The organism is Streptomyces sp. NPDC006624, from assembly GCF_040611555.1.
Classification (GTDB): domain Bacteria; phylum Actinomycetota; class Actinomycetes; order Streptomycetales; family Streptomycetaceae; genus Streptomyces.
Map to the genome: position 1 here is coordinate 230500 of NZ_JBEXOM010000008.1, position 25790 is coordinate 256289.

20 protein-coding genes are annotated in these 25790 nt (G+C 73.2%); 11 read left to right on the plus strand and 9 right to left on the minus strand.

Annotated elements, in window-relative coordinates; translation table 11 throughout:
• Positions 1 to 38 precede the first annotated feature (38 nt).
• From ABZY20_RS17935 to ABZY20_RS17955, 5 genes are read left to right on the plus strand one after another with little or no spacing between them, the layout of a single operon-like run.
• Complete coding sequence (locus ABZY20_RS17935; protein WP_356442478.1) at positions 39 to 1118, plus strand: ABC transporter ATP-binding protein; 1080 nt, start codon at positions 39 to 41, stop codon at positions 1116 to 1118.
• Positions 1115 to 2146, plus strand: a complete 1032-nt coding sequence (locus ABZY20_RS17940) for a 2-hydroxyacid dehydrogenase (RefSeq protein ID WP_356442479.1) — start codon at positions 1115 to 1117, stop codon at positions 2144 to 2146. The genes ABZY20_RS17935 and ABZY20_RS17940 overlap by 4 nt, the downstream gene beginning before the upstream one ends.
• Positions 2147 to 2165: 19 nt before the next feature.
• The gene (locus ABZY20_RS17945) at positions 2166 to 3599 is read left to right on the plus strand and encodes an FGGY-family carbohydrate kinase (protein ID WP_356442480.1); all 1434 of its coding nucleotides are present in this window, start codon (positions 2166 to 2168) and stop codon (positions 3597 to 3599) included.
• Positions 3600 to 3625: 26 nt separating this feature from the next.
• A complete protein-coding gene (locus ABZY20_RS17950; RefSeq protein ID WP_356442481.1) occupies positions 3626 to 4672 on the plus strand; it encodes a glycerophosphodiester phosphodiesterase family protein in 1047 nt (348 codons plus the stop codon).
• Entirely contained in the window at positions 4672 to 4905 is a 234-nt protein-coding gene (locus ABZY20_RS17955) for a hypothetical protein (RefSeq protein ID WP_356442482.1), read from the plus strand. The genes ABZY20_RS17950 and ABZY20_RS17955 overlap by 1 nt, the downstream gene beginning before the upstream one ends.
• A 3-nt stretch (positions 4906 to 4908) precedes the next feature.
• Here the strand turns inward: ABZY20_RS17955 and ABZY20_RS17960 are convergent, their stop codons facing one another.
• Positions 4909 to 5547, minus strand: coding sequence for a DsbA family protein (locus tag ABZY20_RS17960; protein ID WP_356442483.1), 639 nt, complete (start codon positions 5545 to 5547; stop codon positions 4909 to 4911).
• Positions 5548 to 5688: 141 nt separating this feature from the next.
• On the opposite strand from ABZY20_RS17960, the gene pepN (ABZY20_RS17965) reads away from it, so the two are divergent.
• Both pepN (ABZY20_RS17965) and ABZY20_RS17970 read left to right on the plus strand, forming a co-directional pair.
• Entirely contained in the window at positions 5689 to 8268 is a 2580-nt protein-coding gene (gene pepN, locus ABZY20_RS17965; RefSeq protein ID WP_356442484.1) for an aminopeptidase N, read from the plus strand.
• A 217-nt stretch (positions 8269 to 8485) separates the two neighbouring features.
• The gene (locus ABZY20_RS17970; protein WP_356442485.1) at positions 8486 to 9526 is read left to right on the plus strand and encodes a hypothetical protein; all 1041 of its coding nucleotides are present in this window, start codon (positions 8486 to 8488) and stop codon (positions 9524 to 9526) included.
• 70 nt (positions 9527 to 9596) lie between these two features.
• Here ABZY20_RS17970 and ABZY20_RS17975 read toward each other — a convergent pair whose 3' ends face one another.
• Both ABZY20_RS17975 and ABZY20_RS17980 read right to left on the minus strand, forming a co-directional pair.
• Complete coding sequence (locus ABZY20_RS17975) at positions 9597 to 11354, minus strand: TIGR03767 family metallophosphoesterase (protein ID WP_356442486.1); 1758 nt, start codon at positions 11352 to 11354, stop codon at positions 9597 to 9599.
• A gap of 209 nt (positions 11355 to 11563) precedes the next feature.
• Positions 11564 to 12043, minus strand: coding sequence for an NUDIX hydrolase (locus ABZY20_RS17980; RefSeq protein ID WP_356442487.1), 480 nt, complete (start codon positions 12041 to 12043; stop codon positions 11564 to 11566).
• A 218-nt stretch (positions 12044 to 12261) separates the two neighbouring features.
• On the opposite strand from ABZY20_RS17980, the gene ABZY20_RS17985 reads away from it, so the two are divergent.
• Positions 12262 to 15570 (plus strand): S8 family serine peptidase, encoded by a 3309-nt coding sequence (locus ABZY20_RS17985; RefSeq protein WP_356442488.1) that lies wholly within the window; start codon positions 12262 to 12264, stop codon positions 15568 to 15570.
• A 69-nt stretch (positions 15571 to 15639) separates the two neighbouring features.
• Here the strand turns inward: ABZY20_RS17985 and ABZY20_RS17990 are convergent, their stop codons facing one another.
• Both ABZY20_RS17990 and ABZY20_RS17995 read right to left on the minus strand, forming a co-directional pair.
• A complete protein-coding gene (locus ABZY20_RS17990; RefSeq protein ID WP_356442489.1) occupies positions 15640 to 16398 on the minus strand; it encodes a hypothetical protein in 759 nt (252 codons plus the stop codon).
• 1 nt (position 16399) lies between these two features.
• Positions 16400 to 16912 (minus strand): sigma-70 family RNA polymerase sigma factor, encoded by a 513-nt coding sequence (locus tag ABZY20_RS17995; protein ID WP_356442555.1) that lies wholly within the window; start codon positions 16910 to 16912, stop codon positions 16400 to 16402.
• A gap of 407 nt (positions 16913 to 17319) precedes the next feature.
• On the opposite strand from ABZY20_RS17995, the gene ABZY20_RS18000 reads away from it, so the two are divergent.
• Positions 17320 to 18336: an aspartate-semialdehyde dehydrogenase gene (locus ABZY20_RS18000; protein ID WP_356442490.1), complete on the plus strand. Its 1017-nt coding sequence runs from the start codon at positions 17320 to 17322 to the stop codon at positions 18334 to 18336.
• Here ABZY20_RS18000 and ABZY20_RS18005 read toward each other — a convergent pair.
• A complete protein-coding gene (locus ABZY20_RS18005; RefSeq protein WP_356442491.1) occupies positions 18333 to 18818 on the minus strand; it encodes a DUF1203 domain-containing protein in 486 nt (161 codons plus the stop codon). The genes ABZY20_RS18000 and ABZY20_RS18005 overlap by 4 nt on opposite strands.
• 202 nt (positions 18819 to 19020) lie before the next feature.
• On the opposite strand from ABZY20_RS18005, the gene pepN (ABZY20_RS18010) reads away from it, so the two are divergent.
• Complete coding sequence (gene pepN / locus ABZY20_RS18010) at positions 19021 to 21600, plus strand: aminopeptidase N (RefSeq protein WP_356442492.1); 2580 nt, start codon at positions 19021 to 19023, stop codon at positions 21598 to 21600.
• Positions 21601 to 21693: 93 nt separating this feature from the next.
• On the opposite strand, the gene ABZY20_RS18015 is transcribed toward pepN (ABZY20_RS18010), so the two are convergent.
• On the minus strand, positions 21694 to 22641 hold the full coding sequence (locus tag ABZY20_RS18015) for an EamA family transporter (protein ID WP_356442493.1): 948 nt from the start codon (positions 22639 to 22641) through the stop codon (positions 21694 to 21696).
• A gap of 118 nt (positions 22642 to 22759) precedes the next feature.
• Here ABZY20_RS18015 and ABZY20_RS18020 point away from each other — a divergent pair, with 118 nt between their 5' ends.
• On the plus strand, positions 22760 to 23272 hold the full coding sequence (locus ABZY20_RS18020; RefSeq protein ID WP_356442494.1) for a MarR family transcriptional regulator: 513 nt from the start codon (positions 22760 to 22762) through the stop codon (positions 23270 to 23272).
• A gap of 59 nt (positions 23273 to 23331) precedes the next feature.
• Here the strand turns inward: ABZY20_RS18020 and ABZY20_RS18025 are convergent, their stop codons facing one another.
• Together ABZY20_RS18025 and malQ are read right to left on the minus strand one after the other, a co-directional pair.
• The gene (locus tag ABZY20_RS18025; RefSeq protein WP_356442495.1) at positions 23332 to 23619 is read right to left on the minus strand and encodes a hypothetical protein; all 288 of its coding nucleotides are present in this window, start codon (positions 23617 to 23619) and stop codon (positions 23332 to 23334) included.
• Between the two features lie 63 nt (positions 23620 to 23682).
• Complete coding sequence (gene malQ / locus ABZY20_RS18030; RefSeq protein WP_356442496.1) at positions 23683 to 25764, minus strand: 4-alpha-glucanotransferase; 2082 nt, start codon at positions 25762 to 25764, stop codon at positions 23683 to 23685.
• Positions 25765 to 25790: the final 26 nt, after the last annotated feature.

Sequence of the window (25790 nt, forward strand, 5' to 3'; positions counted from 1 at the left end):
TGCCCTGGAGGCGAACGAGCCAAGAAAAGGGGACGGCCATGACGGGGCTGGAGCTACGTGAACTGCGGAAGACCTACCGGTCCCGGGGGCGGCCCCCGGTGGACGCCGTCCGCGGGATCGACCTGAGCCTGCGCTCCGGGGAGCTGCTGGGGCTGCTCGGGCCGTCCGGCTGCGGCAAGTCGACCACGTTGCGGATGATCGCCGGGCTGGAGTCCGTCACCGGCGGGGACATCCTGGTCGGCGGGGCGTCGGTGGCCGAACGGCCCGCGCAGCGGCGCAACATCGGGGTCGCGTTCGAGAACTACGCGCTGTACCCGCCGCTGTCGGTCGCCGAGAACCTGGCCTTCGGGCTGAGGGCCCGGCGCAGGTCCGCCCGCGGTGACGTCGACCGCAAGGTGCAGGACATCGCCGAGCGGGTCGGCCTGACCGACCTCCTGGACGCCCGCCCGGCCGGTCTGTCCAGCGGCCAGAAGCAGCGCGTGTCGCTGGCCCGGGCGCTGATCCGCGAGCCGGACGTGCTGCTCCTCGACGAGCCGCTCTCGCACCTGGACGCGGCCCAGCGCGACACCACCCGCCGCGAGCTGAAGCGCATCCAGAAGGACCTGGGACACACCACCATCCTGGTCACCCACGACCAGGAGGAGGCCCTCTCCCTCGCCGACCGGATCGCCGTGATGAAGGACGGCGTCATCCGGCAGCTCGGCACCCCCTACGAGATCTACGACAGCCCCGCCGACGTCTTCGTCGCGGACTTCGTCGGCGAACCCGCGATCACGCTGCTGCCCGGCGTCGCCGACGGCGACGGCCACGCCCGCCTCTCCGACGCGGTGCGCATCGCGCTGCCCGTGCCGGTGGAGCGGGGCCGCGAGGTGGTGGTCGGCATCCGCCCCGAGGACGTCCGGCTCACCGCCGAAGACGGCCTGCCCGCGCGGGTCGTCGCCCACGAACCGCTCCTGGAGTCGGGCCTGGCGACCCTCGCCCTCGACGGCGTCGAACGGCACCTGGTCGTCCTCACCGATCCCGAGGTGCGGCTCGCCCACGACGACCGGGTCCGGGTCGCCGCCGACCTCGGACACACCCATGTCTTCGACGCCGAGACGGGAGAGACCCTGCGATGACTGCCGGAAACAGCGTGCGCGTGGTGGCCGCCGGTGACCACTTCGTCCTGCCGTCGCTGATCACACGGGCGGTGGAGCACGAGGTGGAGCGGGCCGAGGTGCGGGAACTGACGCTCGGCTGGCCGCTGGAGCCGTTCGGGCCGGTCGCCGAGGTGCAGGAGGCCAGTGACGCCGAGGACGAGCTGATCGGGGCGCTGGCCGGGGCGCAGGTGCTGGTCACGCAGATGGGGCCGGTCACCGGGAGGGTGCTGGCCGCGTGCCCGGACCTGAGGCTGGTCGTGGTCTGCCGGGGCGGGCCGGTCAACGTCAACCTGGACGCGGCGAGGCAGCGGGACGTGCGGGTGTGCTTCGCGCCCGGCCGCAACGCCGCCGCCACCGCCGAGTTCACCCTCGGCCTGATGCTGTCCGCCCTGCGCCGCATCCCCCAGGCGCACGACCCGCTCGCCCGGCGCGGCAGCTGGGAGGGGGCGACGTACTACACCTACGAGCACAGCGGCCTGGAGCTGGAGGACCTGCCCGTCGGGCTGGTCGGCTACGGGGCCGTCGGCAGCCGGGTCGCGCGGGTGCTGTGCGCCTTCGGGGCGCGGGTCATGGTGTACGACCCGTACGTGCACGGCGAGATCCACGGCCTGCGGGTGACCTCCCTGGACGCCCTCCTGCGCTCCTCCCGGGTGATCACCCTGCACGCCCGGCTCACCCCCGAGACGCGGGGACTGATCGGGGCCCGGGAACTCGCGCTGCTGCCACGGGGCGCGGTGGTGGTGAACGCGGCCCGGGGCCCGCTGCTGGACGAGGCCGCGCTGTGCGACGCGCTGGACAGCGGTCAGGTGTCGGCGGCCGCTCTGGACACCTATGAGCACGAGCCGCTGCCGGCGGACTCACGGCTGCTCGCACGGGCCGGACGCGTCGTGCTCACCCCGCACCTGGGCGGCGCCTCCCGCGCGGTCGCGGAGAAGGCGGCGCGGATCGCCGCCGCCGAGGTGGGCCGCTGGGTCCGGGGAGAGCCGCTCGCGCACTGTCTGACCTGAACACCCGGAGGAGAGCCGCATGTACGTCGGTATCGATGTGGGCACGTCCGTGGTCAAGGCGGCGGCCTTCGACCCCGGGGGCCGCCAGCTGGCCGTGGAGTCCCGCCCGGTGGGCCTGGAGCTGCGCGACGGTGTCGTCGAGCAGGACATGGAAGAGGTGTACGGGGCGGTCGTCGCGGTGCTGCGGGCGCTGACCTCGGCGGTGGCGGAGCCGGTGGAGCTCACCGGGCTGACCGGGCAGGGCGACGGGGTGTGGCTGGTCGACGCGGAGGGGCGGCCCGTGCGGGCGGCGGCCTCCTGGATGGACGGGCGCGCCCACGAACTGGTCGACCGGTGGCTGGCGGACGGCACCTTCGAGACGGTGTTCCGGCGGACCGGCAGCGCGATGTTCCCCGGCTGCCCGGGGCCGCTGCTGGCCTGGCTGGACAGCCACGAGCCGAAGGCCCTGGACGCCGCGAGAGCCGCCCTGTACTGCAAGGACGTGGTGTTCCAGCGGCTGACCGGCGCGGGCCCGACGACGGACGTGTCGGACGCGTCGATGCCGTTCCTCGACCCGCGGACCCGCACGTACGACAACCGGGTCGTCGAACTGCTGGGGCTCACCCACCGCCGGGGGCTGCTCGCCCCGGTCAGCGACCCGGTCGCCACGGCGCCGGCGCGGGGCGAGGGCCTGCCGTCCGGCACCCGGATCGCGAACGGCCCGTACGATCTGCCGGCCTGCGCGCTGGGCGCCGGGGTGACGTCGCCGGGGGACGGTCTGCTGATCGTCGGGACCTGCCTGGCCAGTCTGGTCGCCACGACCGAGCTGGACCTGACCGGTGAGCCGGCCGGCCTGTACATCTCGACCGACCGGCCCGGGCACTGGCTGCGCGCGATGCCCGCGATGGTCGGCACGGCGGCCCTGGACTGGGTGCTGTCCACGACGGGCGTACGGCACGAGGAGGTCGACGGGCTGCTGGAGCGGACCCCGCCGGGCGCCCACGGCGTGCGCGTGCTCCCGTACTTCGCGCCCTCCGGTGAGCGCGCCCCCTTCGTGGAGCCGCGGCTGCGCGCCGAACTCACCGGCGTGTCCCTGGAGTCGACCCGGGGTGATCTGGTCCGCGCCACCTGCGAGGGCATCGGGTACGCCGCCCGGCACTGCCTGGAGGCCGCGGGCCTCACCGGGAGCCTGGCCGTGTGCGGCGGCGGCACGCGCAGCCCCGCCTGGATGCGGCTGCTGGCCGATGTGCTCGGGCGTCCCCTGCGGGTCGTCGAGGGCGAGGTCGGCGCGCGGGGGGCGGTGCTGGCGGCGGCCGAGCGGTACGGGGTGCCGCTGGACGCGGCGGGGTGGACGCGCCCGACGGACGTCGTCGAGCCGGACGCGGGCCGGGCGGCCTTCTACGCCGAGGGCTACGAGGAGCACCTGGACCGGCTGACCCGGGCGCGGGCACGAGCCGCCCGGTCCCGTACGTGAACCCGACCGATCCACAGGGGAGTCGCATGCAGCTCGGACGGAGATCACTCCTGCTCGCGGCCGCCGCGGGAACCACCGCCGCCGCCACACCCTCACCCGCACCCGCCGCGGCCGGGCCCCGCGCCGGCGGCCCGGTCGTCATCGGCCACCGCGGCGCGGCGGGCTGGCGCCCGGAGCACACGGCGGCCTCGTACACCTTCGCCGTGCAGACGGGCGCGGACTGGATCGAACCGGACCTGGTGCCGACGAAGGACCACGTGCTGGTGGTCCGGCACGAGAACGAGATCTCCCAGACGACCGACGTGGCCGGCCGGCCGGAGTTCGCCGGCCGCCGGACCACGAAGACGGTCGACGGCCGGGCCGTCACCGGCTGGTTCACGGAGGACTTCACGCTGGCCGAGCTGAAGACGCTGCGGGCCGTGGAGCGGCTGCCGCAGGTCCGCGACCGCAACACCGTCTTCGACGGGCGCGAGCGGGTCATGACCTTCCAGGAGGTCGTGGACCTGGCGCGGCGCCTGTCGCGGATCCACGGCCGGACCGTCGCCGTCTTCCCGGAGACCAAGCACCCCACGTACTTCCGGTCCCTCGGCCTGCCGCTGGAGCCCCTGCTGGCCTCCGTGATCCGCCGCAACCGGCTCGGCCGGCGCGAGTGCGTGGTGCAGTCCTTCGAGCCGACGAGCCTGCGGCGGATCGCCGCGGAACGGCTGGGCGTGCCGCTGTGGCAGGCGCTGGGGACGCGGGGCGGGCCGTTCGACACGCCCGCGGTGACCTACCAGGAGATGATGACCCCGGCCGGGCTGGCGGAGATCGCCCGGTACGCGGACTGGATCGGGCCGGACAAGGCGTCGGTCGCCGGCACGTCGCTCGTCGCGGACGCGCACGCGGCGGGGCTGCGGATCGGGCCCTACACCTTCCGCGCGGAGAACCAGTTCCTGCCGGCCGAGTTCCGGCGGGGAAGCGGGCCGAACGATTTCGGTGACGCCTTCGCCGAGTACGCGTTGTACTACCGACTGGGGGTCGACGCGGTCGTGACCGACTTCCCGGACCTGGCGGTGATGGCGAGGAGAAGCTGATGGCGACGCGCGTGCTGGACTGCCCGAACTGCGGCACGATGCAGGTGTTCCGGGTGCTGAACCGGGACGAGCGGGAAGCGGTCCGGGCGGAGAGGAAGGATCCGCGCTCCTATGTGGACAACCTCTGGCGCTGCACCGCCCCGGGCTGCCGGACGTACTACCCCCAGTTCCACAAGGGCGGCCACGCGCTCCTCCCCGAGCGGTTCGGCGAGGAGCCCGCGGCCGGCGAGTGAGCCCTACAGGTTGGAGAAGTCCGGCCCCTTGGTGCGGGTGCGCTTGATCTCGTAGAAGCCGGGGATCGAGGCCACGGCGAGGGTGCCGTCCCAGAGGCGGCCGGCCTCCTCGCCCTGCGGGGCCGGGGTGACGACCGGGCCGAAGAAGGCGATCTGCTCGCCGTCGGAACCGGGCACGGCGATGACCGGCGTGCCGACCTCCTGGCCGACCATGTCGATGCCCTCCTTGTGCGAGGCGCGCAGCTCGGGCTCGTAGGGGGTGGAGTCCCAGTGCTCCATGAGGGACTCGGGCAGGCCGGCGTCCCTCAGGGCGGCGGCGACGGTCTCCTTGCCGGAGCCCCCGCCCTGGTTGTGGATGCGGGTGCCGAGCGCGGTGTAGAGGTCACCGAGCACCTCGGGGCCGTGCTCCTGCCGGGCGGCGATGGCGACCCGGACGGGACCCCACGCCTCGGTCCGCAGCATCTCGCGGTACTCCTCGGGCAGCTCGTCCAGCTTGTCCTCGTTCAGGACGGCGAGGCTCATGACGTGCCAGCGGACCTCGATGTCCCTGACCTTCTCCACCTCCAGCACCCAACGGGAGGTCATCCACGCCCAGGGGCACAGCGGGTCGAACCAGAAGTCGACGGGGGTCTTCTCCGACATGTCTCTCCTCACGAGGAAACCGTTTCCCCCGACAAACGCCACCGGTCCGGCCCCCCATTCCCGGCTGCCCGGTGTCAGGGGCACATGGCAGGATCGGTGCTGTTCAGCCGTATCCCACGAGACGCTCGAGGAGTTCCGCCCGTGCCCGGTGAGAATCTGTCCCGCGACGAGGCCCGCGAGCGGGCCGCCCTGCTCAGCGTCGACGGGTACGAGGTGTCCCTCGACCTGCGGTCCGCGGTCGGCGAGGACCAGGGCGACGGGCCCCGCACGTTCCGCTCCGTGACGACGATCCGCTTCCGCTGCAACGAGCCCGGCGCCGCCAGCTTCGCCGACCTGGTCGCACCGAGCGTGACGTCCGTCTCGCTGAACGGCCGCGACCTGGACCCGGGCGAGGTCTTCGACGGCTCCCGCATCACGCTGGAGGACCTGGCCGCCGACAACGAGCTGGTGGTCGACGCCCGGTGCGCCTACTCCCGCACCGGCGAGGGCCTGCACCGCTTCGTCGACCCGGAGGACGGCGAGGTGTACCTGTACACGCAGTACGAGCCGGCCGACTCCCGCCGGGTCTTCGCCAACTTCGAGCAGCCCGACCTCAAGGCCCCGTTCCGCTTCGAGGTGCGGGCCCCGGAGGGCTGGACGGTGTGGAGCAACGGGACGGGCGAGCGGGCCGACGGGGTGTGGCGGTTCGCCGAGACCAAGCCGATCTCGACGTACATCACGTGCGTGGTGGCGGGCCCGTACCACCACGTGACGGACTCCTACTCCCGTACGTTCGCGGACGGCTCCACGCTGGAGATCCCCCTCGGCGCCCTGTGCCGCAAGGGCCTCGCGCCGCACTTCGACGCCGACGACGTCTTCCTGGTCACCAAGCAGGGCCTGGACTTCCTCCACGACCACTTCGACTACCCGTATCCGTTCGGCAAGTACGACCAGGCGTTCGTGCCGGAGTACAACCTGGGCGCGATGGAGAACCCGGGGCTGGTGACGTTCCGGGAGGAGTTCATCTTCCGCGGGAAGGTGACGCGGGCGTCCTACGAGGGCCGGGCCAACGTGGTGCTGCACGAGATGGCGCACATGTGGTTCGGCGACCTGGTCACCATGGAGTGGTGGGACGACCTGTGGCTGAAGGAGTCCTTCGCGGACTTCATGGGCACGTTCTCGCTGGTCGGCGCGACCCGCTTCCAGGACGGCTGGATCACCTTCGCCAACCGCCGCAAGGCCTGGGCGTACCGCGCCGACCAGCTGCCCTCCACGCACCCGATCACGGCGGACATCCGCGACCTGCAGGACGCCAAGCTGAACTTCGACGGCATCACGTACGCCAAGGGCGCGTCGGTGCTGAAGCAACTCGTGGCGTACGTCGGTGAGGACGCGTTCCTGGAGGGCGCCCGGCGCTACTTCAAGCGGCACGCGTACGGCAACACGCGCCTGGGCGACCTGCTGTCGGTGCTGGAGGAGACCAGCGGCCGGGACATGAGCTCCTGGGCGCGGTCCTGGCTGCAGACCGCCGGGGTGAACGCGCTCACGCCGCAGGTGCTGCTGGGCGCGGACGGCCGCGTCGAGGAGCTGACGGTGCTGCAGGAGGCCGCCGAGTCGCATCCCGAACTGCGCCCGCACCGGGTCGCGGTGGGCCTGTACCGGCTGACGGACGGCGGGGCGCTGGAGCGCTACGCGCGCGTGGAGACCGACGTCGAGGGCGCCCGGACGGTGGTGGCGGACCTGGCCGGCCAGGAGGCCCCCGACCTCGTCCTGGTCAACGACGACGACCTCACCTACTGCAAGATCCGCTTCGACGCGACCTCGCTGGCGGCCCTGCGCGAGCACCTGGGCTCGATGACCGACCCGCTCGCACGCGCCCTGTGCTGGTCGGCGCTGTGGAACATGACGCGCGACGCGCTGCTCCCGGCGCGGGAGTTCGTGGACCTGGTGCTGCGGTTCGCGGGGCGCGAGTCCGGCATCGGCGTGCTGCAGATGCTGCACGCGTGGGCCGAGTCGGCCCTCACGCACTACACCGCGCCCGGGCGGCGCGAGACGGCCGCCCGGCTGCTCGCCGAGGGCGCGCGGCGCGAGCTGTACGCGGCCGGGCCGGGCAGCGAGCACCAGCTGGCCTGGGCGCGTTTCTTCGCCCGGACGGCCACCGCCGAGGGCGACTTCCAGCTGCTGCGCGAGCTGCTGGACGGCACGGCGACGGTCGAGGGCCTCGACCTCGACCAGGAGCTGCGGTGGGCGTTCCTGGAGCCGCTGGCCGCGCACGGGGCCGTCGACGAGAAGGCACTCGCCGAGGAGCTGGCCCGGGACGACACCGCCTCCGGCAAGCGGCACCAGGTGCGCTGCCTCGCCGCGCGCCCGTCCGAGGCGGTCAAGGCGCAGGCGTGGGCGCAGGTCGTGGAGTCGGACGCGCTGTCCAACGCCATGGTCGAGGCGACCATCGCGGGCTTCTCCCAGGACTCCCAGCGCGCCCTGCTCGCGCCGTACGCGCAGAAGTACTTCGCGGCGATCGAGCGGGTGTGGGCGGAGCGGTCGATCCAGATCGGGATGCACGTGGTGTCCGGGCTGTTCCCGTCGCTGCAGCAGTCCCGGGAGACCCTGGACGCCGCGGACGCCTGGCTGGACGCCCACCGGGAGGCGGCCCCGGCCCTGCGCCGGCTGGTGCTGGAGGCGCGGGACGATCTGGCGCGGGCCCTGCGCGGACAGGCGTGCGACGAGGCCGCTGACCATTAGCTTTGGCCTGAGATTTGGCAGCTTTGGCCTGAGATTCAGGCGTTCCGTCTTCGTTACGAGATGAGTGCCCTGCCAGCCGTAACCCCTGGTCCGCACCCGAACGGACCAGGGGCTTTCGGCATCCGAACACGCGTCCTTTAGTGCCGCGTTGTCCGTCTTTGTCGACGGACCTGTAACAGCGGTTCAAGAACGGCCCGGACACGGGAAATTGCGGGGCATGACCTACAACCCCCCACTCACCCCCCGTCCCCCGCACGAGGTGGCCGGTGCGGGCCGGCCCCGCGTGATGACCACGGCCCAGCTCCGCTCCCACGGCGTCTCCGCCGCCGAGGCGAACGGCCAGTGCCGCTCCGGCGGCCCCTGGCAGCAGCTCCTGCCGGGCGTGGTCCTGCTCCACCCGGGCCCGCCGACCAGCGAGGAACGGCTGCACGCGGTGCTGATGTACGCGGCGCGCGAGCGCGCCACCGCGGTCCCGGCCCAGCCCGGCGCGGAGGGACCGCACGTCGCCGCCTACCCGGAGGCGATGATCACGGGCCTGGCGGCGCTGACGCTGCACGGCTTCTCCTGCACTCCCCCGCTGCCGTCGCTTGACGTGATCGACGTCCTGGTGCCGCGGCTGCGCCGGCTGCGCTCGACCGGCTGCGCGCGCATCGTGCGCACGCCGGTGCTGCCCGCGCCCGAGCAGGTCACGGGCCTGCCCGTGGCCCCGGTGGCCCGCGCGCTGGCCGACGCGGTGGCCGGGCTGTCGGACGCGGTCGTCGTGCGCCGCCTGATGACGGAGGCGGTCCGCGGCGCCCACTGCGACCCGGCCTCGGTGGTCCGGGAGCTCACCGAGGCGCGGCTGCTGAACCGCCCGCACGTGCTTGACGCGGTGGACTCCCTGCTGGCCGAGGGCCGGGTGATCGCGGAGGACCGCCTGTACCGGATGGTCCGCGCGTTCGACCTGCCCGACCCGGTATGGAACGTGGACCTGCGCCTGCCCGGCGGCCCCTATCTCGGCGGCCTGGACGCGTACTGGCCCGAGCAGGCCGTCGCGCTCGAACTGGACACCCGGGCGCCCCGGCAGGACGACGACACCCTGTGGTCCGAGTACGCCCGCAAGCGCGAGCACCTGGAGCGGCTGGGCATCACGGTCGTCCACATCACACCGCGCAAGCTGCGCGACTGCCCCGAACAGCAGGCGACGGTGATCCGCACGGCGCTGATGGCGTCGGCGGACCGCGATCCGGCCGCGCATGTGGTGGTGCTGCCGCGGTAGTGAGCGAGAGGGGAGCGAAGGGGCCGCCGGGGTGCCGGCGGCCCCGTCCTGCCAGGGCGGTCGGTGGCACTCAGCCCTTCTTCAGCACCAGCTCGGTGTTGCGGTCCTCCGGGTCGCCGGCGAGGGTCGTGCGGGCGCCGGGGGCGTTGAGGGACAGCTCGCGGTAGAGGGACGCCAGACCCGTCTGGGACAGGTCCGCGAAGTCCGTGCGGTGCGGGGCCGAGGACTCCACCAGCGTGGTGAACAGCGAGAGCGTGCCGTCCTTGTTGTCGGTCAGCTCGACGATCCGGGCCAGCTGCGGGAAGTCGACGTGCGAGGCGGTGGAGATCTCCCAGAAGGAGCGGCCGCCGGACGCGGAGTGCGGGGTGATGACGTTCTTGTGGATGTGGCCGTTCACCCAGGCGAGCACGTTGCGGTGGCCGGCGAGCAGGGCCAGGACCTCCTGGCCGTCGTGCCGCCGCTCGCCGGGCCGGGCCGGGTCGCGGCGCAGGTTGGTCATCGTCTTGCTGGTGTGGTGGCTGAAGACCACCGCCCAGGAGTCCTTGTTCAGCCGCAGTGTCCGGTCGAGCCAGCGCAGCTGGGCCGTGCCGAGCGAACCCTCGTAGTGGCCGGCCGGGTCGGTGGAGTCCAGGCTGATGCCGATGACGTCGTCGGAGATCCGGAACGAGTAGTACTGCGTGCCCGCGTCGAGGTTGGCCGAGGAGTAGCCGTGGCCGACCGGGCCCACGCCCCGGTGGGCCGGGTCCAGGTGCGCCCGGAGGTACTCGGCGGGGGTGAAGGGGGCGCGGCTCTCGTCGGGCGTGACCGGGCGCATGGAACGGGCGTGCGCGGTGAGGAACTCGTGCCAGCGGACGCCCTCGGGGTCCCGGGCCTTCTTGATGAGGGTCTGCAGCCGCTGCGCCTCGGCCGCCGGGACGCTCATCAGCTTCCGCCCGCCGACGGCCAGTTCGGTGAGGTAGGAGTCGCCGTGCGAGGCGTAGCAGCCCATCGGCAGGGAGTCGTGGTTGCCGACGGTGGAGTACCAGGGCAGGTTGAGGCCCGGGCTGCGCACCTCGCGGACGGCGGCCTTCAGGAAGCCTTCGAGGCGGGGGAAACCGGCCTGCTTGTCGCGGTCGCGGACGGCGGCGTCCGGCTGCCAGTACAGCGGCAGGCCGCTGTTCTGCACGCCCTCGTAGCGGCGCGGGTCACCGGTGTTCGGCGTGATGCGGCCGCCGCTCATGACCTTCAGGAACCACTCCAGCTCGGACTTGGCGTTGTTGTCCGTGTTGTCGCCGGTGGTCATGGCGAAGTGCAGCGGGGCGCCGGTGACGGGGGCTCCGCGCAGCGCGTTGATCCGCTCCACGAGCGCGATGGCGCCCTGCACGGTGAGGGCCTCCTGCGGCCGCCAGGCGTGCACGTCGGCCGAGCGCAGGTACTCCAGGCGCAGCGGGTGCTGGGCGTCGATGATGTGCAGGTCGGTGAGCTGCACGAAGGCGGCGAGGGCGGTACGGCGCCCGGCGCGGCCGGACTTGGGCGCCGCCAGCTCGGAGCGCACGACCCGGCGCCAGCCGGGCCCGTCGCCCAGGCGCCGGTATCCGGAGCCGCCGCGCGGGGTGGCGACGCCGGCGAGGGTCGTGCCCCGGGTGTAGGGGGCGAGGGGGGCGGCCGGTGCCCGCCGGGAGGAGGCGGCCACGGCCGCGGTGGTCTCGCCGGCCGTGGCGGCCTGGCTGTCGCTGGGCCGCAGGGCGTAGCCGGCACCCCCGGACAGGGCGACCGCCCCGGTGGCGGCGAGGACGGAACGACGGTGGATGCCCTGGCCTGAGCCGGCGGCTGAGCGTGTGCGCGACATGCGCTTCTCTCCCCGAGTGCGAACGCGTCGGCAGTGTCGCGGGGCGTTCGTCTCGCGAACGTCCCGCTCGTACTGGATCGTTGGCACCGGGGATGACCCGGGCGTGAACGCGGCGGCAACGGGCAGCGCCGATCACCGAACGTGGATCTTGGGCCACCCCGCGTGTCGCCGCCCGCTCCCGAAGCCGCCCGGAGGCGGTCACGCGGCGTTCATCTGCCGGGGTAGCGCCCCTGCTCCAGGGCGCCGGCCGGCCGGCCCGTGACCGGCCGCTCCCGCCACAGCCGCAGCGCGGTGTCGACCAGCGGCACCCGGGTGAGACCGGGCACGGCGTCCAGGGCGTGCCAGGCGGCGAGGTCGGTGGAGCCGCCCACCTCGTAGCGCAGTTCGCCGCCGGTGACCCGGCCCTCGTAGACGAGCCGCACGCCGTGGTGGTCGACGGTGCGTCCGAATCGGTCGCGCAGGACGCGACGGGAGGAGTCCACGCCGAGCAGTCCGGTCACCTCGATGCGGTAGCCGGTCTCCTCCTCCACCTCGCGGCGCACGGTGTCGTAGGGGTCCTCGCCGTGTTCCATGCCGCCGCCGGGCACGACCCACTCGGGGGTGCCGTCCTCAGCGGGTGAGCGGGCGAGCAGGATCTGTCCGTCCCGGACGCATATGGCGTAGGCCGCCACCCTCAACTTCCGTCGCACTCCGGGACGTTAACCGATTTCGCCGCCTTCCGGACCGATACCCGCAAAACGCATCGGGGGTTTTCCCCATACATCCATTTCGTTTCGGTCAACCCTCCCCAAAGAACTTCCCCTTGCGTAAGGCTGTGCGATCGTCCGGGCCGTTTTCGGACCGATGCGACCAGGACCGACCGACCCCGGTCGCTTACTGCTCGTTCCTTTACTCACAAGGGATGCCGATGACCCCTCCCACCCCCCGCGATCCGATATCGGGCGCCAGACGCTCGGCACGTATCGCCGTCGCCGCCGGTCTCGTCGCCGCGCTCTGCGCGGCCGCGCCGGTCCCCCTGGCCTTCGCGGCCGACGGGCCGGGCGCCTCCGTCCCCGCCGACCCCGACGTCAAGGCCGCGCACGACAAGCTCGGTTCGGACGACGCGGACCTGCTCGCGGAGGCCAAGGCCGACGGCGACAAGACGGTCACGATGATGATCGCCACCGCTCCCGGGCAGACCGAGCAGGTCGCCGGGCAGCTCGACGCCGTCAAGGGCGGCTCGGTGGGCCGGGCCGACGACAAGCTGGGGTACGTCCGCGCCACGGTCCCGACCTCCCGGGCGGACTCGGCCATCGCGGCCGCCACCAAGCTCTCCTCCGTGCACGGCATCGACCTGCGCGAGGAGATCCCGCTGGACGACCCGACGCCGAGCGCGGACGCCGCCAAGGGCGCCAAGGCGACGGGCGGCTACCCGGCGCCCGGCAAGAAGACCCCGGCGGAGAACCCGTACAACCCGTCGTTCGAGACGGGCGCGGTCGACTTCGTCGAGGACCACCCGAAGGCCGACGGCCGCGGTGTCACCATCGGCATCCTGGACTCCGGCGTGGACCTCGGCCACCCGGCGCTGCAGAAGACCACCACCGGCGAGCGGAAGATCGTCGACTGGGTGACGGCGACGGACCCGCTCGTGGACGGCGACTCCACCTGGCGCCCGATGGTGACGGCCGTGTCCGGCACGGACTTCACCTACCAGGGCCAGTCCTGGAAGGCGCCGGCGGGCTCGTACTCCGTCAGCCTCTTCCGGGAGTCGTTCACCACCGGCGGTGACGCCAAGGGCGACGCCAACCGCGACGGCGACACCACCGACGTCTGGGGCGTGCTCTACGACGCCGCGGCCGGCACGGTCCGGGTCGACCTGAACAACAACAACGACTTCGGTGACGACACCCCGATGAAGCCGTACAAGGACGGCTTCCAGATCGGGTGGTTCGGCACCGACGACCCGAAGACCGACGTCGCCGAGCGGCAGCCGTTCGTCGTGGAGATCCGCAAGGACGTCCCGATGGACCCGCTGGGCGGCTCCTGGGTCGGCAAGAAGTCCGACTTCGTCAACATCGGCGTCATCGAGTCCGAGCACGGCACGCACGTCGCCGGCATCACCGCCGCCAACGGGCTGTTCGGCGGCGAGATGAACGGTGCCGCGCCCGGCGCCAAGCTGGTCTCCTCCCGTGCCTGCACCTGGTCGGGCGGCTGCACCAACGTGGCGCTCACCGAGGGCATGATCGACCTCGTCACCAAGCGCGGCGTCGACATCGTCAACATGTCGATCGGCGGTCTGCCGGCGCTGAACGACGGCAACAACGCGCGCGCCGAGCTGTACACGCGCCTCATCGACACCTACGGCGTCCAGCTCGTGATCTCCGCGGGCAACTCCGGCCCCGGCGCCAACACCATCGGCGACCCGGCCCTGGCCGACAAGGTCATCTCGGTCGGCGCGTCCGTCTCCAAGGAGACCTGGGCCGCCAACTACGGCTCGGCCGTGGAGAAGAAGTACGCGATGATGCCGTTCTCCTCGCGCGGCCCGCGTGAGGACGGCGGCTTCACCCCGACCCTGGTCGCCCCGGGTGCCTCGGTCAACACCATCCAGACCTGGCTGCCGGGCGCCCCGGTCGCCGAGGCGGGCTACTCCCTGCCGGCCGGCTACGGCATGCTGCAGGGCACCTCGATGGCGTCCCCGCAGGCCGCCGGTGCCTCGGCGCTGCTGATCTCGGCCGCCAAGCAGAAGAAGATCGACCTCACGCCGGCGACCCTGCGCACGGCCCTCACCTCGACCGCCGACCACATCAAGGGTGTGCAGGCGTACGAGGAGGGCGCGGGCCTGATGAACATCGAGGACGCCTGGGACGCCATCCGCGACGGCGCCACCTCGCACGGCTACACGGTCAAGGCGCCGGTCGACACCGCGATCGACCAGTTCCTGAAGACCCCGGGCTTCGGCACCGGCCTGTACGACCGTGAGGGCGGCCTGAAGGCCGGTCAGAAGAAGACCTACGAGGTCACGATCACCCGTACGTCCGGCGCCGACAAGGCGATCCGGCACGAGCTGCACTTCGAGAACAACGCGGGCCGCACGTTCCGTGTCGTCGGCTCCGACGAGGTGAAGCTGCCGCTGAACAAGCCGGTGACCGTCAGGGTCCAGGCCGCTCCGAGGTCCGCGGGCATCAAGAGCGCGATCCTGGAGGTCGACGACCCGAGGACCGAGGGCATCGACCGTCAGGTCCTGAACACGGTGGTCGTCTCCGAGCCGCTGAAGTACACCTTCGCGGCGCAGGGTTCGGTGCAGCGCAACAGCTCCAAGCACTACTTCGTCACCGTCCCCGAGGGCGCGAAGTCGCTCGAGGTCGCGATGAGCGGGCTGAAGGACAAGAGCCAGACCCGGTTCATCTCCATCCACCCGTACGGCGTCCCGGCCGACCCGACGTCGACGATCAACTGCTACCCGAACTACGCCAACCCGGCCAACACCTGCCGCCCCGACCTGCGTTCGTACGCGAACCCGCAGCCGGGCGTGTGGGAGATCGAGGTCGAGTCGCGCCGGACGTCGCCGCTGCTGGACAACCCGTTCAAGCTGGACGTCGCCGTCCTCGGCGCGGCCTTCGACCCGGAGACCGTGACCGTGCCCGAGGCGAAGGTCGGCACGCCGGCCGCCGCCTCCTGGAAGGTGACGAACGGCTTCGCCGCGATCGACGGCAAGCTGGTCGGCGGCCCGCTCGGCTCCTCCAAGGCGGCCCGCCCGTCGATCAAGCAGGGCGAGACGCAGACCACGACGGTCGAGGTGCCCGCGGGCGCGAAGTCCCTGGACGTGAGCATCGGCAACGTCTCGGACACCGCGGCCGACCTGGACCTGGCGGTCTACGACGCCGACGGCAAGCAGGTCGGCAGCTCCGCCGACGGTGACTCGGAGGAGTCGGTCTCCGTGCCCTCCCCGGCCGCCGGCACCTACACGGTCGAGGTCGTCGGCTACGGCGTGCCGGCCGGCACCACCGCGTACGACTACCTGGACGTGTTCTTCTCCGCCTCGCTCGGCAGTGTGAGCGTCGACGGTGCGGCGCCGGTGAAGCTCGGCACGGGCGACTCGGCGACGGTCTCGGCCAGCGTCACCGCCACGGCGGCCGCTCCCGAGGGCCGTGAGTTCTTCGGTCAGGTCCAGCTGGTCAACGCGCGCGGCACGGTCGCGGGCCTGGGCAGCGTGAAGATCGAGAAGGTCGTGCCGTAGCGGTTCGCGGCATCGGCTCGGGCGGGCGTCCCCTCAGGGGGGCGCCCGCCCTCTTTCGTGCCCGCGGGCCTACCGGCAGCCGATCGTGCGGGACTCGGGCAGGGCCTCGGTGATCCAGGCCCGGGCGCCGTCGACCTCCCGCTCGCCCGTGACCCACAGGTCCGGCTCGTCCCGCCCGCCGGGGATGCCGACGAGGACGTGGTCACCGGCCCCGAGCCGGGGCCCGGCGCCGGTCTCCCGGGGGAAGGTGATCCGCTTCCCGCCCCGGTCCGGCTTGTAGTAGCGCTCCACGTCGAGGGTGATCCGGTCCCGGCCGGTGCCGGGGAGGGGTTCGACCCCGGCGACGGTGCCCTCGACGACGATCCGGGCGCAGGCGAGGTACCCGGCGTGACCGAGCTTGGCGTCCTCGCCGCTCTGCGCCCGCCCGGCGGCGCTGTCGGCGGCGGACCGCGCGCCCTGGTCGTCCCCGGCCCCGACGCCGCCGCTCTGCACGGCCAGCCAGCCCGTGCCGAGCACCACGCAGGCCCCGGCGGCCGCGACGAGTCCCTTCAGGGCGACGGCCACGGGCCGGGCCCGGCGGCGCCGCGCGGGCGGGGAGGCCGGCAGGGAGATCACCCGGGCGCGGTCGCCGGTGTCCGGCGCGGGCGGGCCCGGGGGCCCGGCGAGGGCCCGCCCGATGAGCCCGAGCTGCGCGCGCAGCACCGCCACGTCGGCGGTGGCGGACCGGTACTCCTCCAGGAAGGCGTCGTCCGCGAGGGCCTCGTCCGCCGGCGGTTCACCGATGATCGCCGCCATCGTCGCGTCGGCCTCGTCGTGTTCGGCGGTCACGTCACACCACCTCGTCCTCGTGCAGGCGGGCGCGCAGGGCCCGTACCGCGGTGTGCAGCCGGCTCTTGACCGTGCCCTCCGGGACGCCGAGCTGCTCGGCGATCGACTTCACCGGCAGATCGGCGTAGAAGCGCAGGACGACGACCTGGCGCTGGGCGTCGGGCAGCTCGTCCAGGCCCTGGGCGACGGCGACGGACAGCACGCTGCTGTCCTCGCCGGAGGGGTGCGCCGGCTGGCGCAGCGCGGCCAGCCGCTCCCCGAGGCGCTCCTGGCGGCGCTTGGCCCGGTGCCAGTCCATGGCGAGGTTGGAGGCGACGACCGCCGCCCACGCCGAGACGTCCCGCGGTGCCTCCCGGCCGCTCGCGGCCCGCTCCAGCAGCCGCAGCCGGACCTGCTGCACCCCGTCCGGCAGGTCCGCCTGCGGCACGCCGCCCAGCGCGAGCACCGCCCGCACCCGGCGCTCCTGTGCCGCGTCCAGCGGATCGGCCCCGCTCGGCGGATCGGCCCCGCTCAGCGGATCACCGCCACCGGCGTACGCCTCCCGGCCGCGCCGGGCCCTTCCGCGCAGCAGCACAAGCCACCCCCCTCACCGTGTTTCTCCTACGACGCCGGCAGGGCCCGGAACGTTCGGCGGTCCGCGGGACGGATTTCCGCCGGGACGGACGGAGGCGTACGTCACACTTCCGTGTGGCCGGGTCCGGCATGGGCAGGCGAGCTTGCGGCGCACGACCCTTGCGGGATGAATTCCTGCAGCTCAGCGGGGTCGCCACCGCAGGTCCGCAACCATGGGCCGGGGCCCGTCGTCCCACTCTCCGGGCAGACCGGGCAAAGAAGTGGACAGACGGGGCGTGGTCGGCCGCATGATGGAAAAGCCTCGGCCAAGCAACGAGCACGTGAAGAGACGCAGGAGAGGGAGTCACCGTGAGGGTCGGAATCGTCGGAGCCACCGGACAGGTGGGCACGGTCATGCGCAGGATCCTCACGGAGCGGAACTTCCCGGTCACCGAGCTGCGCCTGTTCGCCTCGGCCCGTTCCGCGGGCACGGAGCTGGACGGCGTGACGGTGGAGGACGCGGCGACCGCCGACTACACCGGTCTGGACATCGTGCTGTTCTCCGCGGGCGGTGCCACGTCCAAGGCGCTGGCCGAAAAGGTCGCCTCGCAGGGCGCCGTGGTGATCGACAACTCCTCGGCGTGGCGCAAGCACCCCGAGGTGCCGCTGGTCGTCTCCGAGGTCAACCCGCACGCGATCCGCAACCGCCCCAAGGGCATCATCGCCAACCCGAACTGCACGACGATGGCGGCGATGCCGGTCCTGCGTCCGCTGCACGAGGAGGCGGGCCTGGAGGCCCTGGTCGTCGCCACGTACCAGGCGGTCTCCGGTTCCGGTCTCGCGGGCGTGGCCGAGCTGCACGGCCAGACGCAGAAGGTCGTCGCCGACGCGGACCAGCTCACCCACGACGGTGAGGCGGTCGACTTCCCGGAGCCCGGCGTCTACAAGCGCCCCATCGCCTTCAACGTGCTGCCGCTGGCCGGTTCGATCGTCGACGACGGCCTGAACGAGACCGACGAGGAGCAGAAGCTCCGCAACGAGTCCCGCAAGATCCTGGAGATCCCCGGCCTGAAGGTCTCCGGCACCTGCGTGCGCGTCCCGGTCTTCTCCGGCCACTCCCTCCAGGTCAACGCCCGCTTCGCCCGCCCGATCTCCCCGGAGCGCGCGACGGAGCTGCTCAAGGACGCCCCGGGCGTGGAGCTCTCCGACATCCCGACCCCCCTCCAGGCCGCCGGCAAGGACCCGTCCTACGTGGGCCGCATCCGCCGCGACGAGACGGTCGACAACGGCCTGGCGCTCTTCGTCTCCAACGACAACCTCCGCAAGGGCGCGGCCCTGAACGCCGTGCAGATCGCGGAGCTGGTGGCGGCGGAGCTGAAGGGCTAGTTCCTGCGCACCTCGTAGAGGAAACACCCGTACTCGACGGCCCGGACGTGGACGAGCTCCACGGACGGGTCGTCGAATGCTTCCGTGAGGGCATGCTCGACGGTCTCCCGGCGTCCGACCAGGCGTCCGCCCAGGATGTGGCCCCGTGCCGAGTAGCGGCGGAGGATGCGGTGGGTGCCGGTGAAGGGCAGGGGGGCGTCGCCGGGCGGGCCCTCGCAGGGGTCCGCGTGGATGAACACCGGGCCCTGTTCGTCGTACGCGCCGGGTGTGGCGCCGGTCTCCGCGGCCCAGCGGCGCAGGGGCGCGTAGGAGACCAGGGCGATCCGTTCGCCCGGCTCGCTGCGGCGCAGGCAGCAGCGCAGCGGGGCGCCGCCCTCGGTGTCGGTGGCGCCGGTCGTGGGGCGGCCCGCGTCGTCGGTGGTGCGCAGTTCCTCCAGGGCGCCCGGGGTGAGCGGGCGGGCGGTGTACGTCGTCGTCCTCATGCTCGTCAGGTTCGCCCGCGCGCGGGGCGCGCACCGGCGGAATCCGGACGTCGTGTTCCCTCCGTGCGGCCTGCGGGGCTGTGCGCGCCCCCTGAAACCCTCGCCTTGTTAGGGGTAACCCTCGATGACGCCCGGGTCGTCGCCGGACGCCGATCCGCCGTGGAAAGATGGCGCAACCCACCCATAACGAGGAGATGACCGCGTGCCTGGCACAAACCTGACCCGCGAAGAGGCGCAGCAGCGGGCGATGCTGCTCGCCGTTGACTCGTACGAGATCGAGCTCGACCTCTCCGGCGCGCAGGAGGGCGGCACCTACCGGTCCGTGACCACGGTGCGCTTCGACGTGACCGCCGGGAACGGGGCCGAGTCGTTCATCGACCTGGTCGCGCCGGCCGTGCACGAGGTGACCCTGAACGGGGACTCGCTGGACCCGGCCGAGGTCTTCGCGGACTCCCGGATCGCCCTGCCCGGGCTGCTCCACGGCCGCAACGTCCTCCGGGTGGTCGCCGACTGCGCCTACACCAACACCGGTGAGGGTCTGCACCGGTTCGTCGACCCGGTCGACGACCAGGCCTACCTCTACACGCAGTTCGAGGTGCCGGACGCCCGCCGGGTGTTCGCGAGCTTCGAGCAGCCGGACCTCAAGGCGACCTTCCAGTTCACCGTGAAGGCGCCCGAGGGCTGGACCGTCGTCTCCAACTCCCCCACCCCGGAGCCGCAGGACAACGTCTGGGTCTTCGAGCCGACGCCGCGCATCTCGACGTACATCACGGCGCTGATCGTCGGCCCGTACCACTCCGTGCACAGCGTGTACGAGAAGGACGGCCAGTCCGTGCCGCTCGGCATCTACTGCCGTCCCTCGCTCGCCGAGTACCTCGACGCGGACGCCCTCTTCGAGGTGACCCGCCAGGGCTTCGACTGGTTCCAGGAGAAGTTCGACTACGCGTACCCGTTCAAGAAGTACGACCAGCTGTTCGTGCCGGAGTTCAACGCGGGCGCGATGGAGAACGCGGGCGCGGTGACCATCCGCGACCAGTACGTGTTCCGCTCGAAGGTGACGGACGCGGCGTACGAGGTGCGCGCGGAGACGGTGCTGCACGAGCTGGCCCACATGTGGTTCGGCGACCTCGTCACCATGGAGTGGTGGAACGACCTGTGGCTGAACGAGTCGTTCGCCACGTACACCTCCATCGCCTGCCAGGCGCACGCGCCCGGGAGCCGGTGGCCGCACGCCTGGACGACCTTCGCCAACTCGATGAAGACCTGGGCGTACCGGCAGGACCAGCTGCCGTCGACCCACCCGATCATGGCGGAGATCCGGGACCTGGACGACGTCCTGGTCAACTTCGACGGCATCACCTACGCCAAGGGCGCAAGCGTCCTTAAGCAGCTCGTCGCCTACGTCGGCATGGACGAGTTCTTCCGGGGTGTGCAGGCGTACTTCAAGCGCCACGCCTACGGCAACACGCGACTGTCGGACCTGCTGGGCGCGCTGGAGGAGACCTCCGGGCGTGACCTGAAGACCTGGTCGGAGAAGTGGCTGCAGACGGCCGGCATCAACGTGCTGCGCCCGGAGATCGAGACGGACGCCGACGGTGTCGTCACCTCCTTCGCGATCCGCCAGGAGGCCCCGGCGCTGCCCGCGGGCGCGAAGGGCGAGCCGACGCTGCGTCCGCACCGGATCGCCGTCGGCCTGTACGAGCTGGACGAGGCGAGCGGCAAGCTGGTGCGCGACGAGCGGATCGAGCTGGACGTGGACGGCGAGCTGACCGCCGTACCGCAGCTGGCCGGCAGGCGCCGCCCGGCCGTGGTGCTGCTCAACGACGACGACCTGTCCTATGCGAAGGTCCGCCTGGACGAGCAGTCCCTCGCCTTCGTCACCGAGCACCTCGGCGACTTCGAGTCCTCCCTGCCACGGGCCCTGTGCTGGGCGTCGGCCTGGGACATGACCCGCGACGCCGAACTGCCGGCCCGCGACTACCTGTCGCTGGTGCTGTCCGGCATCGGCAAGGAGTCCGACATCGGTGTCGTGCAGTCGCTGCAGCGCCAGGTGAAGCTGGCGATCGACCTGTACGCCGACCCGGCGGCCCGTGAGGCGCTGCTGGCCCGCTGGACCGACGCGACGCTGGCCCATCTGCGGGCGGCGGCACCGGGCAGCGACCACCAGCTGGCCTGGGCGCGTGCCTTCGCCGCGACGGCCCGCACGCCCGAGCAGCTGGACCTGCTCGAGGCGCTGCTGGACGGTTCGCAGACCGTCGAGGGCCTGGTCGTCGACACGGAGCTGCGCTGGGCGTTCGTGCAGCGCCTCGCGGCGGTCGGCCGGTTCGACGAGGCGGAGATCGCGGCCGAGTACGACCGTGACCGCACCGCCGCCGGCGAGCGCCACGCGGCCACGGCCCGGGCGGCCCGTCCGACCCCGGAGGCGAAGGCGGAGGCGTGGGCGTCGGTCGTGGACTCCGACAAGCTGCCGAACGCCCTGCAGGAGGCGGTCATCGGCGGTTTCGTCCAGACCGACCAGCGTGAGCTGCTCGCCCCGTACACGGAGCGGTACTTCGAGGTGGTCAAGGACATCTGGGCGTCCCGCTCCCACGAGATGGCCCAGCAGATCGCCGTCGGTCTCTACCCGGCCGTCCAGGTCTCCCAGGACACCCTGGACCGCACGGACGCCTGGCTGGCCTCCGCCGAGCCGAACGCGGCCCTGCGCCGGCTGGTCTCGGAGTCCCGCGCGGGCGTGGAGCGGGCCCTGCGCGCCCAGCGGGCGGACGCGGCGGCCGCGGAGTGACTCCCTGAGCGGGGGCCGCGGGACTCTTGTGCGTCCCGCGGCCCCCGCTCCTGCGACCGGGACGACCGGGACGACCGGGACGACCGGCACGCCTCACGGTCGAAGCGCCGGGTCCGCCGCCACCGCCGGGCCCCGCGCACCCGAGCCCGCGCCCGCACCCGGGGCGGCGGCCGCCCGCCGCGGCCCCCGGGTGACGAACTGCCCCGCCACCGTCGCCCCGAGCGCCAGCGCCATGCCCGCCAGCTGCAGCGGCGTCAGCGCCTGCCCGAGCGCCGCCCAGCCGACGACGGCCGCGGTCAGCGGGGAGAGCGGGCCGAGGAAGGTGACCTGGGTGGCGGTCAGCCGGCCGATGCCGCGGAACCACAGCCAGTACGCGACGGCCGTGTTGGCGAGCGCGAGATAGAGGTAGCCGCCCACGGCCCGGCCGTCCAGGGCCGGCGGAGCGCCCTCCACCAGGAAGGCGAGCGGCGCGATGAGCAGGCCGCCCGCGGTGAGCTGCCAGGCGGTGAGGGCGAGCGGGCCGACACCGGCGGGACGGCCCCAGCGCTGGGTGAGGACCACGCCGGCGGACATGGAGAGCGTGGAGGCGAGGGCCGCCAGCAGCCCGATCACGTCGAGCGCCCCGGCCGCCCGCAGCACGACGAGGCTGACGCCGAACGCCGCCACGGCCCCGGTGAGCAGCGTGCGCCGCGAGGGCCGCTGCCCGAGCAGCAGCGCCGACAGCCCCGCCACGAACAGCGGCCCGGCCGAGCCGACGACCGCCGCGAGACCGCCGGGCAGCCGGTAGGCGGACAGGAACAGCAGCGGGAAGAAGGCGCCGATGTTGAGCGCGCCGAGCGCCGCCGCCTTCCCCCACCACGCGCCGCGCGGCAGCACCCGGGCGAGGGCGAGCAGCAGCAGTCCGGCGGGCAGGGCCCGCACCAGGGCGGTGAACAGGGGGCGGTCCGCCGGGAGGAACTCGGTGGTCACCGCGTAGGTCGTGCCCCAGGAGACGGGGGCGAGGGCGGTGAGGGCGACGACGGCGGGGCGGGAGGCGGTCACGGCGGCACACCCTTCCAAGTAGGTCAGTAGAAAGTAGCTTAGCTCTAAGCAACTTTCGGTCAAGCTGCTTAACGGCTGCTTTCTTGCGGGTGACCGAAGAGGGGCCGATACTCGTGCCATGAGCGAACGCCCGGAGCAGCGCCAGGACCCCGTCGACGCGATCATCGAGCAGTGGGCGCGGGTCCGGCCCGATCTGGACACCACCGCCATGGAGGTCTTCGGCCGGATCAACCGGATCTCGCACGCGATGGCGGAGCGGGTGACGCAGGCGTACGCGCCGTTCGGGATCTCGCGCGGGGAGTTCGACGTCCTGGCGACGCTGCGCCGCTCCGGCGAGCCCTACACGCTCTCACCGCGGCAGCTGTCCGCGACGCTCATGCTCACCACGGGCGGGATGACGGGCCGGCTGGACAAGCTGGAGCGGGCGGGCCTGCTGCGCCGCTCACCCGACCCGCACGACCGGCGCGGACTGCACGTCACCCTCACCGACAAGGGCCTCGCGCTGGTCGACGAGGCGGTCGGGGCGGGACTGGCCGCGCAGACCCGGGCGCTGGCCGCCCTCGACGGCGAACGGGCCGGTCAGCTGGCCGCCCTGCTGCGGGAGCTGCTGGCCGGGACGGAACGGCCCTGACGACACCGAGGGCGCCGTCGCGGTGACCGCGACGGCGCCCTCGGCGGGAAGAACCTGGGTCAGGCCTTGGCTTCGCTCTGCGCGCCGGCCTTGGTGGTGATGTTGGAGCTGGTCGGGTCCTTCTTCTGGTGCGACTTGTCACCGATCATCACGAGTACGTGGATGATCAGGTAGAGCACGATCGGGGCCACGACGAAGAGGCCCAGCGTCTCGATGACGCTCAGGCCCGGGCCGGGGTCGTCACCGTCGTCGCGGGTCAGCGCGGAGGCGGGGGACGACATGAGCAGCATCATCAGCGTCGTACCGGCTGCCAGGGCGCCGGCGCGCAGGGCGTTCTTCTTGTCCACGGTGCCAACGTATCCAACGCCGCGAGGGGCCGCGCGCCCGGGGTGCCGTAAGGGGCCCGCGCCTCAGGTGCCGCCCTCCCTGAGGACCTCCATCAGCGCGCGCAGCCGCGGGGAGGCCGCCAGCTCCTCCAGGGTCAGGGGGCGTCCTTCCGCGTCGGCGATCGGCAGGCGCCAGTTCGGGTACTGGTCCCAGGTCCCCGGGAGGTTCTGCGGGCGGCGGTCGCCGACGCCGTCCGGGAGCCAGACGCCGATCATGCGGGCGGGCGTGCGCAGCAGGAAGCGGTGGACGGCCTGGATCTGCGCCTCCTCCGAGGACGTGTCACCGCCCCCGCCGGTGCCCTCCAGCAGGCCGAGGGCGGACAGCAGCGACAGCCACTCCCCCGTGTCGGCGGCGGCCTCGGCGCGTTCCTCCGGAAGCGGGCGGGTCAGCAGGCCCAGGCTGTCGCGGAGTTCGACGTGCTCGCCGGTGAGGCGGGCGGCGGTGGAGGGCAGGTCGTGGGTGGTGGCGGTGGCCAGGCAGTCGGCGCGCCAGCTCTCGGGGGGCAGCGGGCGGCCGTCGCCCTCCCAGTCGCGTTCGAACCACAGCACGGACGTGCCGAGCACCCCGCGCTCGCGCAGCGCCTCGCGCACCCCCGGCTCGACGGTGCCGAGGTCCTCGCCGATGACCGGCGCACCGGCCCGGGAGGCCTCCAGGACGAGCACCGCGAGCATGGCCTCGGCGTCGTAGCGAACGTAGGTGCCCTCCGTGGGCGGGTGGCCCTGGGGGACCCACCACAGGCGGAACAGGCCCATGACGTGGTCGATGCGCAGCGCCCCGGCGTAGCGGAACAGGGCCCGCAGCAGCTCGCGGAAGGGGGCGTAGCCGGAGGCGGCGAGGCGGTCGGGGCGCCACGGGGGCAGGCCCCAGTCCTGGCCGCGGGCGTTGAAGGCGTCCGGCGGGGCGCCGACCGACATGCCGGAGGCGAAGTGGTCCTGCTGCGCCCAGGCGTCGGCGCCGCCGGGGTGCACACCGACCGCGAGGTCGTGGACGACGCCGACCGGCATGCCGGCCTCGCGTCCGGCGCGCTGGGCGGCGGCGAGCTGGGTGTCGGTGAGCCAGGCGAGCCGGGACCAGAAGTCGACCCGGTCCATCAGGCCGTTGCGGGCCCGGGCGGTCTCGGCGGAGCGGGGGTCGCGCAGCCCGGTCGGCCAGCGGTGCCAGTCGGAGCCGTGCACCTCGGCGAGGGCGCACCAGGTGGCGTGGTCCTCCAGCGCCTGGCCCTGCTCGGCGAGGAAGTCGCAGTAGGCGGCGCGCCTGCCGGGCCCGAGGGGCACCTCGCGGAGCAGTTCCAGCGCCTCGCGCTTGAGTTCCCAGACCGCGTCCCGGTCGATCAGCGCGCCCTGCGTCAGCACGGCGTCGCGCAGCCGGCCGGCCCGCTCCACCAGGGTGCGCAGCCGCTCGGGGTCCGCGACGTGGGCGGCTTCGGGGATGTCCTCGATCCGCAGGTGCACGGGGTCGGGGAAGCGGCGCGAGGAGGGGCGGTACGGGGAGGGGTCGGTGGGGGCGCCGGGCACGGCCGCGTGCAGCGGGTTGACCTGGACGAACCCGGCGCCCAGCGACCGCCCGGCCCAGCCGGCCAGTTCGGCGAGGTCGCCCAGGTCGCCCATGCCCCAGGAGCGGCGGGACAGCAGCGAGTACAGCTGCACGAGGAGTCCGAAGGAGCGCCCGGAGGGGGTGGGCAGGCGGTCCGGGGCGACGATCAGGTGGGCGTCCGCCGTGCGGCCGTCGGGGGCGGTGGCGGACAGCCGGTGGACGCCGGGCGGGAGCTGCCCGGCCGAGGCGCGGGTCTCGCCCTGCTCGGTCTCGATGCGCAGCCGGGTGCCCTCGGGCAGGGCGGCCAGGGCCGCCGGGGGGCTCGCGCCCCAGCCGACGACGGTGGGCGGCAGCAGCCGCGTGCCCAGCTCGTGCTCACGGGCGGCGAGCGCGGCCCGGACCGCGCCCGGGGTGCTCGCGTCCACACCGAGAGCGGCCAGGGCCAGGGTGACCGCGGTGGCCGAGGCCGCGACCGTGCGGTCCGGGGAGGGGCTGTAGGAGGTGGCCACGCCGTGCAGGGCGGCGAGGCGGGACAGGTCCTCGGAGGGCGGTACCGGCCGCGGTGCGGTCATCTAGGGGCCCTTCTGGTGGATCTGCG